Consider the following 13,039-nt stretch of genomic DNA (forward strand, 5'->3'; position numbering starts at 1 on the left):
TTTCCAGCAATTCAAGTAGTATTGGATAGGTTCTATCCTATCTCTACACATAAGTTTCCCTATATGCTGACTATTTTAGCTACTAACTCATGACTAAAGTCACAAGTGTGCGTAGCTATTTTTTAATCAAATAATTCATCGCCAAAATCCTCACTTGTTCTTTCAATTTCTTTTATGACTAATATTTTATTCTCTTTTTTTATCTTTTCTATATCTATGTCCATATCTGGTATATCTATAAATTCAACTTTTATCTCATCCATAACTGAGTTTATACTTTTGGCGGCTCTCTTTGAAAATACAAGCCCTTCAAGTAAAGAATTACTTGCCAGTCTATTTGCTCCATGAACACCTGTGCAACTAATCTCTCCAACTGCATATAAATTTTCCATAGATGTTTTTGAGTCCAAGTCGACATGTATCCCACCCATAAAATAATGTTGTGCAGGTGATACTTTTATATATTCCTTAGTTATATCTGTCCCTCTAGTCAAACATTCATTGTAAATGAAAGAAAATCTGTTAATTAAATATTCGCTACCTAAATGCGTTGCATCTAGATATACATAAGGTGAATTATCTTTTTCCATTTGCTCAAAAATAGCTTTTGAAACTACATCCCTAGGAAGAAGTTCATCGACAAATCTTTCTTTATTTTTATTTAAAAGTTTAGCTCCCTCTCCTCTTAGTGATTCAGATATAAGCATTCTCCTACCTTCACTATTCTCTTCATAAAAAGCTGTAGGATGTATTTGAATATACTCTAAGTGCTCTATTTTTATATCATTTTTTAAAGCTATAGCAATTCCATCACCTGTAAGGTGTCTTTGGTTGGTAGAGTTTTTGAAAAGTCCACCTATTCCACCTGTAGCCAAAACTACCACTTTTGAAAAAACATGAATTTCTCTTTGAGATTTAAAAATTCTAGCTCCTATACACTTATTACCATCTTTTAATATATCTAAAAGATACGCATCTTCTATAAGAGTTATATTTTCTCTAGTTTTAGCTTCTTTTAATAAAGTCTTAAAAACAACCTCTCCAGTATTATCTTTACTATGAACTATTCTATTTACACTATGAGCACCTTCTCTAGTGTAATCTATTTCTCCATTTTCTCTATCTAAAGGCATACCATAATCTACTATTTGTCCTACATTTTCAATAGATTCATCTGCAAGAACTTGGACTGCTTCAACTCTATTTTTATACTGACCAGCTTTCATTGTATCTTCCACAAAAGACTCTATATCATCAATATTTCTAGCAGTTGAAATTCCACCTTGTGCAAGATATGTATTATTGTTTTCAATTGTAGATTTTGATACTACTAATACATTTAAATTTTTATCTAAATTTAATGCACAATATAACCCTGAAATACCACTTCCAACTATTAAAACATCTTGTTCTAAATTCATAAGTCTATCCCTCTATCCTTCTGCTAATCTGTGCATATTAAGCAGTGAATTTAAAGCCTTTTCCATGATTTCATCTTCTACAGTAACTTCATTTTCCATATTTTTAAGTGTACTGTATAAATTTTCTAATGTTGTCTTTTTCATATCAGTACATAGTATTCTTCCTCCAGGGATGTAAAAGTTTTTATTAGGATTCTTTTTCTTTAATTCATGTAATATTCCTTCTTCAGTTGCTATTATAAAATCTTTATTTTCACTATTAGTAGCATATTTTATTATTCCTGATGTACTGCCTACATAATCTCCTAAATCTCTTACTTCCTTTTTACATTCTGGATGTACCAACACTTCTGCATCTTTATACTTATCTTTTAATTCAATTATTTCTTCAGCCTTTATATTATTGTGGTATTTGCAATATCCGTCCCAAAATATAAAGTCTTTATCTGGAAATTTCTCTGCAATATATCCTCCTAAGTTTTTATCTGGAAGAAATATAATTTCTTTATTATCTATGTTTTCTAATATTTTAATTGCACTGGACGATGTAACAGAAACATCACAATGTGCCTTGACTTTAGCTGTAGAGTTTATATAACATACAACCAAAGCATTTGGATACTGTTGTTTTAGTTTTATCACGCCTTCTTCATCTACCATATCTGCCATAGCGCATCCAGCGTTACTTACTGGCATTAATACAGTTTTCTCAGGTGATAATATCTTAGCACTTTCTCCCATAAATCTTACTCCACAGAATACAACCACATCTTCGTTACAATCTCTAGCAATTTCACTTAAGTAATATGAGTCTCCAACTGCATCTGCTAATTCTTGTATTTCTGGTGGTTGATAAAAATGGGCAAGTATTATTGCATTTTTTTCTTTCTTTAGCTCTTTGATTTGATATGTTAAATCTTTATCCATAATTGCACCGCTTTCTATATGTACTAGTGTATATACACCTGTAAACTCATTATATCACTTGACTATTCTTTCTTCAAGAATTTTAGACCTCTTAATATTGTTAAGATATAGACATTTACATTATCAATTGATTTATCTTTTTTACTTATATATTTAAACTATTTTTTATGTTTTTTAATTTTTTTGTAAAATATTATCAGAATTTTGTTTATATTCTTTATTGCTATAATATTGAAAATTTTACCAAACACATGTATACTAAGTACATGATTATGTGTATGTATTAATTTCTGAAATTATATTACTTTTAGTATTTTATAGAATTTGTAGGTTATTTCAATACGTATACAGAATCCAAAAATTTTATAAATGGGGTGATATTATGACAACGTTCTTAATTGGATTGGCTATATTACTAATAGGAGGTGCTTTATATGGTGCTTATTGTGAAAAAGTATTTAGCCCAGATGACAGAAAAACACCTGCTCTTGCTCAGAGTGATGGTGTAGACTATGTTCCAATGAAAAAATGGAAGAATAGTCTCATTGAATTGCTTAATATAGCTGGTACAGGACCAATTCTAGGACCTATCCAAGGTATATTGTTTGGCCCAATAGCATTTATACTAATCCCTATTGGTTGTGTATTTGGAGGAGCTTTACATGACTATATGAGTGGAATGATTAGTATAAGAGAAAAAGGAGCACAGATGCCTTCTCTTATCAGTAGATTTTTAGGTAATAAAGTATTTCAAGTCTATAATATATTCCTTTGTCTATTAATGCTTTTAGTTGGTGCAGTTTTTATTTACACACCTGGAGATTTGGTTGTTACACAAATCTTAAATATGAAATCAACTATAAACAATCCAGTTGTATGGATAGTTTATGGAATTATTTTTGTATATTATTTATGTGCAACACTCTTCCCAATTGATAAGATTATAGGAAAAATATATCCGATATTTGGGGCAATACTACTTTTATCTGCTGCTGGTGTTGGAATCGGAATATTTACACAAGGTTATGATTTAGCTAATCTAAGTCTTGCAAATTGGAAAGGTATTCATCCTGATGGAATTCCTCTTATCCCTACATTCTTCGTTACAGTTGCTTGTGGTATAGTTTCTGGGTTCCACTCAACTCAAGCCACTCTTATAGCAAGATCAGTTTCAAATGAAAAAGAAGGAAAAACTACTTTTTATAATATGATGATTTTAGAAGGTTTAATTGCAATGATTTGGGCTGCAGCTGCTATGGGTATTTACAATAAAGGTATACCTAAGGAATTGATAGGCTCTCCTGATGTAATAGGCTTAGTTGCAAGAGATTTACTTGGTTCTATTGGTGGAATCATAGCTATAATAGGTGTTATCATTTTACCAATAACTTCTGGAGATACAGCTTTAAGATCTCTAAGATTAATGCTTGCTGATTATTTTCATTATGACCAAAAGGAAAAGAAACATCGTGTTATACTATCAATCTGTATATTTATCCCTGTCATAGCCATCCTCATATTTGCAAAACTCAGTGCTTCTGGATTTAATATATTATGGAGATATTTCTCATGGAGTAATCAAACCATCGCTATATTTGCATTTGCGATGATTACAGTCTATCTTATAATAAAAGAAAAAAATTATATTATAAGCTTAATTCCAGGTATGTTTTATTCTTTTATCATATTTAGCTATATATTCAATGCTCAAATTGGATTTAATCTAAGTATAAACATATCCTATATTTTAGCTGCTATATTTACTGTATTATACGCTGTTTTAACTGTCTACTATGGTAGAAAGTTAAAAAACAAAGCAGATGTGAAACTAGCTGACTAAAATCAACCAGAGTTACACTTAAATTAAACTTTTAATATAAAAATCATAAAAAGAGACTATCTCAAATTAGAGATTGTCTCTTTTTTATTTAACACATAAATAACTAGGTATTTACTCTTTATTGGAATATTTATCCTGAATTTCTAATATAAATAAATAAAAGTTTTAAAACAATCTACACATTTATATACTTAAAATAAATTTTTTTGGAGGAATACTTATGAATAATAAATTACATGAACTTGAAAAAAATCTACCAGAGACATCTTGTTCTTTTTGTACACATCTTTCATTCAAGGGGCCCAGCCTAGACTATAGATATGATATTAGATGTGTTATTTCAGATACTAAGCCTGACTTTAGAGGATGTTGTGAATATTTTGAACCAGAATATACAGAATTAGATACAGGAGATTTAGATAATCTATACATAAACTTTCTTGAAACATGCCTCAAGGTGAACTACAATGATTACATCAATTCTATGTACTGGAAGTTATTTAGAGAAAGAACTTTACTAGAAAACAATTTTAAATGTTCTATATGTGGTTCAACTGAAAATACAGATGTATATCATGTCAATAGAAATTTAGGAAGAGAAACTTCAAAAGATGTAATTGTTAAATGTGATAAATGTAATTGTAAATAGGTGTATAAAATTTAAATAACTTCACATAATAAGTTTAAATAAAACTTAGGAGGTTATTTTATGAAAAATAATAATTTAAATTGCGATGCTACTAATTGTGCTTATAATACTAGTGGATATTGTTATGCTGGGAGCATAAAAGTAGATGGAATGCAAGCAACTACTACAGGAAACACTTATTGTGCTTCTTTTGAAGACAAATATACTTCTGGAATAACTAGTCGTTCTAATGATACTAATCAAGTTGATACAGACAATATCCATTGTGAAGCTGTAAAATGTAAATACAATAAAAATGAACTTTGTAAAGCTGAAAAAGTTCATATAAATTCAGGAAATGCAAGTTGTGAAACTTTTGAAATGAAATAAATTTCTTGTTATTAATTCTATAGTATTTATAAAAATCAAAATGGAACCTATAAAACAGACTTCTTTTATTAATGTTGTCCATTTATAGGTTCTTTTTTAAATCAAATTATGAGTCACATTCATAAAATAAATTATTATTGTAATACATTATCTAGAAGTAAATTTAACACCTAAAATATCCATAAGGAACATGAATATTGGAACTCCAATTAATAATCCCCATACACCCAAATAATGCTCTCCTACAAGTAAAATAATAAACACAAAGCAAACTGGAAGTTTTGTTCTATTTGACATCAGCTTAGGATTCAATATGTATGTTTCTACTGCATGTACTATACAAATCATTGCCAAAACTCCAAGTACTTTTGTTATCCCACCTATATTAAAGGCTATTACAGTTAGTGGAATTAATGATACTATAACTCCTGCCACTGGAATAAGACCTAACACGAAAATCATAAATCCTAAAGCCCATATTTGAGGGAATCCCATAAAACCTAAAAAAATCATGGAAACAACAGAGTTTATAAATGCAATCATTACTTGTACTTTCATTACTTCACCAAAATTTTTCACAAAACTCTTTCCGAAAAATACAAGGGAATTATAAATAAAAGAAATCTTACTATCTGCAAGTTTATTTCCAAATTTCTTGATATCATTTTTTTCAAGTAAAAGAAGCAAACTCAGTAAGAAGCCTAACAATATATTTACTCCAAAGCTTCCAACCTTTGTTGCTGTTGATGCTATAAGTAGCCCTGCCTGTGAAATATATTTATTAAAATCTAACTTTGAAACAACAGGATAAAGTTTTGGACCTAGAGATTGAGCAATTTGATTTACATCAAAATCACTAAAAATCCTACTTAATTCCGTAAGTTGGACTATAATTATTGGTACAACTGCATAACTAATCAATACCAATAATATAGCAAATAGTAAGTATAACACTACAATTATCAACGAATCTGGAATAATTCTAGAAGAAATTTTATTAATTCGTTTTCTTATGGCTACAAGTAAGTTATAGAAAATAAAAGTCATTATAAATGTTAAAAGCACCATATTTAACATGTACCAGAACGTAATTAAAATAATTACTACAACAGATATAGAAACAATTTTATATTTTGAGCCATCATGTGTCAATTCTTTGTTATCTTTCACAGTTTAAACCCTCCCCAAATTTTTATGACTTTACAGTGTCACTCTTTTTTATTCTAATTCTAAAAATAATCAAAAAGCTTTCAAAACAACTTATTAATTCTTCATAAAACAATATTAAAATTTAGAGAAGATAATTCTATACAATTATGTTTATACTAAAATCTGCTCCATATTATAAGTTTAAATTATTATTATCTATATCATATAGTAATTCATATATTTCTGGATATTCAAAAAATAAACCATCCTTTATCAATTGTCTTATTCTGTCTGTACTTACCCACTTTATATCACTTACTTCTTCTTCTTGTAAAATAGCTTTTGATATATCATACTCCTTCTTAACAAAGTATACATCCCAAAGAGTATCACCATGAATCATACTTCTAAAAACTTTCATTTCATCTTTAGATATATCTATCCCTATTTCTTCCTTTGCTTCACGAATTGCACCTTCCAAACTATCTTCTCCAGAAACAATACATCCAGTTGTCATTCCCCACATATTTGGTAATGTCTTTTTACTTTTAGACCTTTTCTGAATTAAAATCTGAGAGTTACTATTTACAATCCATACTTCAACTGCTAAATGGTAATAACCTTCTTCAATAGAATTACCTCTTTCTATAACTTTTCCTGTTTTAATTCCATCAGTATTATATAAATCCCATAATTCCATTTCCAAATCTCCTTACCTTTACATAAATTAAACAAAATACAAATATATTTTGGTATACTTAATTTTGCTCATTTTTTATTGCAATACTTGATTTACACTTATGTTCATCTCTTTTCTTTTCTTTCCATTCTTTTATATCATCTATAATAAATCTATGTTTAAGCGACTTCGTGTCAAAATTAAACATCCTAAACACTATTTGTAATACATATCCTAGTCCTAATGCACTTACAAGTGTACCAATACCTACAGAACCTCCTAATAACCAACCAACAACTAGAGCTAGTATTTCAAGAATTGTCCTAACAAGGCGTACTGATTTATTAGTTCTCTTTTGAAGAGCAATCATAAGACCATCTCTTGGTCCACTGCCTAGACAAACACCTAAATATAGAAAACTTGCTATAGCTGCTAAAATAATTCCTATAACAACCATAAATACACCTACATAAGTGTTACTTGCATGAGGTATTACTTCAGAGAATATTACTAAATCAATAAATATTCCTATGAATGTCATGTTAAGTAGTGTTCCCCATCCTATGTTTTCACCAAAAACTGCATCCAATATAACGATTATAACCCCTACCATTATAGATGCCTGACCTATAGTTATACCTAATTTTATAGATAAACCTTGATGAAGCACATCCCAAGGCATAAGCCCAACATGCGCATTAATCATCAATACAGAAGAAATTGCAAATATAAAGAAACCTGAAAACAATCTTATCATACTTTTTAAATTTATTTTTCCCATCAAAAATCACTCCTCATAATAATAATAACAATAAATACCAATAAAATATATATATAAATACAAAATTTTACATAACTCTTCATTAATTTAATATAAAATTTCAATTATAAAAAAAGTGGCAATTCATATTTTATACACTTTCACTTATATTCTAAGCTTTCGTGTATAAAAATGGATATACCACTTTTTAATATATAAACATTTTTAGTTGTTCTTATTAATTTTCACTATAAATTCTAGCTTCTTCTTCTCCATTTAGTACTCTTAAAGTTCCAAAAGCAAGTGATTCTAACTCATTTTCTCCTGCCATAATTTCTACTGGTGCAATAAATTCCACTTTCTTTTTAACCATTGACGTAAACATTTCAGAATATGCAATTCCACCTGTTATAATTATAGCATCTACTTTTCCATCCACTACAGTTGCTAATTCTCCAATACCTTTTGCCAATTGATAAGCCATTGCTTCATAAATAATTTTTGCTTCTTTATTTCCTTCTGCTATCATCTTCTCAACTTCTCTAGCATCTACAGTGTTTAGATATGAAACGATACCACCTTTACCTCTTATCTTTTTAGTCATTTCTCTTTCTGAGTACTTTCCTGAATAACAAGCTGCCACTAATTTTGTAGCAGGTACTCTTCCTGACCTTTCTGGAGAAAATGGCCCTTCATCATCAGATAACATATCAACCATTCTTCCATTTTCATGAAGATAAATACTTACTCCTCCACCAATATGAGCTACTATTAGATTTAAACTCTTATAATCTTTCCCATTATCTTTAGCATATTTTAAAGCCATAGCTCTAGTATTTAATGCATGCCCTGTACTTGCTCTATCCATTCCACAAAGTCCAGATACTCTGGCTACATCTATAAGCTCATCTACTGCAACAGAATCATAAATATATGAGTTTATTCCAAGTGGCTCTGATATTGCGTGTGCCACAACAGCTCCTAAATTTGAAGCATGTTCAAGCACTGGTCTATGTCTAAGTACATCAATCATTTCTTCATTTACTAAATATGCTCCTGATTTTACTGGTGGTAAAACCCCACCTCTTCCTACTATTGCACTAAGAGATTTCAAATCTATATTATTTTCTTCAAGAATATTCAAAACAGCTTCTTTACGCATTTCAAATTGGTCTTGTATTGTATTATATTTTGCAATCTCTTGAGCTGGATGGTCTATTGTCTTCACAAGAATTTGTTCTTCTCCATCATATACTGCTATTTTTGTAGAAGTAGAACCTGGATTTATGGCTAATATTCTGTAAGTCATAATTTTCTTCCTTTCACCTTAATTTCTATAGTTTATTTATATATATTATAAACTATTTGTTAACCATTTCCATACCTTCATGGAAAGCTTTTATATTTAATTCAACAAATTTTGGTTTAACATTTTCACTTATAATTTTTTCCCAATCGATAGACTCTAATTCCATAGATTTAACTAGACAACCTAATAAAATAACATTCATTATTTTTGAATTTCCTAGTTCTTCAGCTTTATCAGCAGCGTTTATAACTTTTGCATTTAATCTATTTAGCTCTTCATCTATATCACCTTCTAGATATTCAGCTCCTCCGATTAAGACAGTCATAGAATCTATTCTATAATTGTTTACTAAAGCTTTTCCTTCTGGTTTTAAATAATTAAACCATCTTAAAGCTTCCATTTTTTCAAAAGATACTAATATGTCTGCTCCACCAATTTCTATAACTGGAGAATGCACACAATCTCCATATCTAACTTGTGAGGAAACAGAACCTCCTCTTTGACTCATTCCATGTATTTCACTCATTTTTACATCGTATCCAGCTTCCATCAATCCCATAGTTAATAATTTACTAGCAAGTATAGTTCCTTGACCTCCTACACCTACCAAAAGTATACTCTTAGTCATATTATTTTTCCTCCTTAACTATTGCTTGTTTTGGACAAACTTGTGAACATACTCCACATCCTACACACTGATTTCTATCTATATTTGATAATTTATTTTCTTTATCAAATGATAGGGCTGGACATCCAGTTTTCAAACATAATTTACATCCAATACACTTATCATGGTCAACTTTACACTTAGTCTTAAATGGGTTATTAAATTCTTCTATATCTTCTTTAGAGAATTTTTTAAGTACACATGGCCATCTTGTAATTATTACTGATGGTTCATCTTCTATAGCTAAAGCCCAATCTAATGCTTCATTTACTTCTTTTAGATTGTTAGGGTCTATAACTCTTACATGTTCTATTCCACAAGCTTTAACTAATCCTTCTATATCAACATCTTTAGTTTTAGCACCTTGTAAAGTATATCCTGAACCTGGGTTTTCTTGGTGACCTGTCATTCCAGTTATTCTATTGTCTAATATAACTGATATAGAATTTCCTCTATTGTAAACTACGTCTAAAAGACCATTTATTCCTGTATGGAAGAAAGTTGAGTCTCCAAGTACACCTACTAATCTTTTTTCATTTCCTTCTTTCATATTAAGAACTTTTTGAGCTCCATGTGCAGTTCCAAAAGCAGAACCCATACAAACAACATAATCTATTCCATTATATGGAGGAGCAAATCCAAGAGTATAACATCCTATATCTCCACCAACTATTAAATTTTTTCTCTTTCCAAGTTCATAGAAGAATCCTCTATGTGGACATCCTGCACAGAAACTTGGTGGTCTTGGTGTTACTAATTCAGATTTGTATTCTATAGTATCATTTGTTTTTCCAAATATAGCTTTTCTTAAAACATCTGGTGTCATTTCACCATATGGAGGCATTACATCTTTTCCAATACAGTCTATTCCATATGCTTTTATTTGTTCTTCTATAAATGGGTCATTTTCTTCTATTACATATATTTTATCAACTTTATCTGCAAATTCTTTTATTTTTTCATAAGGTAATGGATTTGTAAATCCTAACTTCATATATGATGCATTTTCTCCAAATACTTCTTTAGCAAAATTGCAACACATACCTGAAGCTATAACACCTATTTTTGTATCATTTATTTCATAATAGTTCAAGTCAGTTTCATTTGAGAATTTTTTAAGAATTTCCATTCTTTCCTCAACAACACCCCTTCTTATTTGAGCGTTTGCTGGAACTGTTACCATTTTTTTAGCATTTTTAGTGTATTCTTTAATTTCAACTTCTTCTCTATCATAACATTCCACTAAACCTTTTGAATGACAGAGTCTTGTTGTAACTCTATATAAAACTGGTGTATCGTATTTTTCACTAACTTCAAACGCTTCTTTTATCATATCTTTAGCTTCTTGGCTAGTTGATGGTTCAAATAAAGGTATCTTTGCAAATTTTGCATACATCCTATTGTCTTGCTCATTTTGAGATGAATGCATTCCCGGTTCATCTGCTGTAATAAGTACCATACCACCATTTACGCCTGTATATGCATAAGTAAATATTGGGTCAGCTGCAACATTCACACCAACATGTTTCATAGAAGCCATAGTTCTTGCTCCTGCAATTGAACCCCCTATAGCAGCCTCAAGTGCTACCTTTTCGTTTGGAGCCCATTCTGCAACTATTGCATCTTTATATGTTGCTATATTTTCTAATATTTCTGTACTTGGAGTACCTGGATATGCGGATGCATATTTAACACCAGCCTCATAGGCTCCACGTGCAATTGCTTCATTACCTGTCATCAATTGTTTCATATAAAATTCCCTCCATCTACAATTATTAAATTCATAGTCCACCCAATTTGTTCAATGAAATTAATTATTTATTTTTACTTCTAAACTTTCAAGTGCTTCTTTTATAATACTTGGTGCTTTCTCACATTTTTCTTCTGAAACTGCACAAACTGCAAATCTTAATCCCATTTTTAATGGAACTGCAAATAGATTATGTTTAGTCAATTCTTCACATACTTCTTTTGGATTATCACATGGTATACTTACAAAGAATCCTGCTATATATGGAAGAATTTCTAAGCCTACTCTTTCAGCTTCTTTTACAAATACATCTGCTCTTCTAGTTAGCATTTTTTTGTATATGTCTTTTTCATCTTCATATTCTTTAAATTTTTTAGGGTCATTTACAATGTTAGATAATACTGCCATAGCGCTTCTATTACAATTTGACCAGTTTGCTCTACATGAATGAACACATGAATAATGGAACTCTTCAGCTACATCTTCACTTGAAGATATACAAATTATAGCTCCCATTCTCATACCATAAGCTGTAAATCCTTTTGACATACTGAATCCAACCAATACGAGAACGTTTTCAGGTAGATTTGAAAATTTCTTAAAAAACTTTCTACATACATCATCATCACCTGCAAAGTCAATATATGCTGAATCTACGAAAAATATTATCTTTTTATCTTTATCTTCTGCAATTTCTTTTGATAAATCTAATATTTTATCCCATTCATCATCTGCAACACTATATCCAGTTGGATTGTGAGCTGGTGTATTTATAATTGTAAAAACTCTATCTTGTTTTTGTGCTATATTTACAAAATTTTCTTTGAATGACTCAAAATTAAATCTTCTATTTTCATCAAACAATTGGTAGTTTACTACTTTTCTATTGGCTTCTTCAGCTATACTTACATATGGACTCCAAAACCAATCAGATGTTAAAACCTCATCACCTTCATTAGTATAATTCCATACAGCCAATTTTATTGCACCACTTCCTCCTGGTGAAGCTAATACTCTTATATGTCCTTCTGGTAAGTAATCTCTGAAAAATACTTTTTTAACTGCTTCTAAGTAATCTGGCTGACCTTCAAGAGCCGCATATGCACCTATTTCACAGTTATCTAATGCCTTATATTCTTCATATACAGTTTTCATTGTTATTAATTTTCCTGAATCATCCATTAGAGCGCCTATTGTTGCATTTATTACATTATCCATGCCTAAAGCCTTCTCTGCTGCTTGAGCTCTACCAGATATGCTAAATATAACATCATTTTCTTTTGGCCACATCGCATGCTTACCAACCATACTTTGACTCATACCATCACCCCTAAAATTGTATTTACTCTCACATTATATATTAAGCAATTAGCATGCCAACAAATTTTACTTTATGTAAAACTACTTTTGTTTAGAATTCTGATTTTTTTCATTATTAAATTAAGTATTTTAGTTATTTTTCTTAGAAATATATATACTTGTCTAAAAAAACAAAAAATTACAAAAAAGTAATGTTAAT

12 protein-coding genes are annotated in these 13,039 nt (G+C 29.9%); 3 read left to right on the forward strand and 9 right to left on the reverse strand.

Features of this window, described 5'->3' with window-relative positions; all coding sequences use genetic code 11:
* Positions 1–122 precede the first annotated feature (122 nt).
* Both Q3304_RS02995 and nadA read right to left on the reverse strand, forming a co-directional pair.
* A complete protein-coding gene (locus Q3304_RS02995; RefSeq protein ID WP_407814182.1) occupies positions 123–1,421 on the reverse strand; it encodes an L-aspartate oxidase in 1,299 nt (432 codons plus the stop codon).
* A gap of 12 nt (positions 1,422–1,433) precedes the next feature.
* Positions 1,434–2,348 (reverse strand): quinolinate synthase NadA, encoded by a 915-nt coding sequence (gene nadA, locus Q3304_RS03000; RefSeq protein ID WP_054270971.1) that lies wholly within the window; start codon positions 2,346–2,348, stop codon positions 1,434–1,436.
* Positions 2,349–2,730: 382 nt separating this feature from the next.
* On the opposite strand from nadA, the gene Q3304_RS03005 reads away from it, so the two are divergent.
* The 3 genes from Q3304_RS03005 to Q3304_RS03015 all read left to right on the forward strand — a co-directional run bounded on the left by Q3304_RS03005 (position 2,731) and on the right by Q3304_RS03015 (position 5,206).
* Complete coding sequence (locus Q3304_RS03005; RefSeq protein WP_074178396.1) at positions 2,731–4,188, forward strand: carbon starvation protein A; 1,458 nt, start codon at positions 2,731–2,733, stop codon at positions 4,186–4,188.
* A gap of 220 nt (positions 4,189–4,408) precedes the next feature.
* Positions 4,409–4,837: a hypothetical protein gene (locus Q3304_RS03010; RefSeq protein ID WP_054270973.1), complete on the forward strand. Its 429-nt coding sequence runs from the start codon at positions 4,409–4,411 to the stop codon at positions 4,835–4,837.
* 60 nt (positions 4,838–4,897) lie between these two features.
* Positions 4,898–5,206 carry a DUF1540 domain-containing protein gene (locus Q3304_RS03015; protein WP_021385244.1) on the forward strand — a complete coding sequence of 103 codons (309 nt, stop codon included), beginning with the start codon at positions 4,898–4,900 and terminating at the stop codon, positions 5,204–5,206.
* Positions 5,207–5,353: 147 nt separating this feature from the next.
* Here Q3304_RS03015 and Q3304_RS03020 read toward each other — a convergent pair whose 3' ends face one another.
* The 7 genes from Q3304_RS03020 to Q3304_RS03050 form a co-directional block, all read right to left on the reverse strand.
* Positions 5,354–6,376: an AI-2E family transporter gene (locus tag Q3304_RS03020; RefSeq protein ID WP_407814181.1), complete on the reverse strand. Its 1,023-nt coding sequence runs from the start codon at positions 6,374–6,376 to the stop codon at positions 5,354–5,356.
* 172 nt (positions 6,377–6,548) lie between these two features.
* Positions 6,549–7,055 (reverse strand): NUDIX domain-containing protein, encoded by a 507-nt coding sequence (locus Q3304_RS03025; RefSeq protein WP_054270974.1) that lies wholly within the window; start codon positions 7,053–7,055, stop codon positions 6,549–6,551.
* Positions 7,056–7,113: 58 nt separating this feature from the next.
* On the reverse strand, positions 7,114–7,815 hold the full coding sequence (locus tag Q3304_RS03030) for a YitT family protein (RefSeq protein ID WP_054270975.1): 702 nt from the start codon (positions 7,813–7,815) through the stop codon (positions 7,114–7,116).
* A 217-nt stretch (positions 7,816–8,032) separates the two neighbouring features.
* Entirely contained in the window at positions 8,033–9,103 is a 1,071-nt protein-coding gene (buk, locus tag Q3304_RS03035; protein ID WP_054270976.1) for a butyrate kinase, read from the reverse strand.
* Between the two features lie 52 nt (positions 9,104–9,155).
* Positions 9,156–9,731, reverse strand: coding sequence for an indolepyruvate oxidoreductase subunit beta (locus Q3304_RS03040; protein WP_054270977.1), 576 nt, complete (start codon positions 9,729–9,731; stop codon positions 9,156–9,158).
* 1 nt (position 9,732) lies between these two features.
* The gene (gene iorA, locus Q3304_RS03045; protein ID WP_054270978.1) at positions 9,733–11,520 is read right to left on the reverse strand and encodes an indolepyruvate ferredoxin oxidoreductase subunit alpha; all 1,788 of its coding nucleotides are present in this window, start codon (positions 11,518–11,520) and stop codon (positions 9,733–9,735) included.
* 60 nt (positions 11,521–11,580) lie between these two features.
* The gene (locus Q3304_RS03050) at positions 11,581–12,840 is read right to left on the reverse strand and encodes a pyridoxal phosphate-dependent aminotransferase (RefSeq protein WP_407814180.1); all 1,260 of its coding nucleotides are present in this window, start codon (positions 12,838–12,840) and stop codon (positions 11,581–11,583) included.
* Between the last annotated feature and the right edge of the window lie 199 nt (positions 12,841–13,039).

Source organism: Clostridioides sp. GD02377 (assembly GCF_045899875.1).
Lineage (GTDB): Bacteria > Bacillota > Clostridia > Peptostreptococcales > Peptostreptococcaceae > Clostridioides > Clostridioides difficile_A.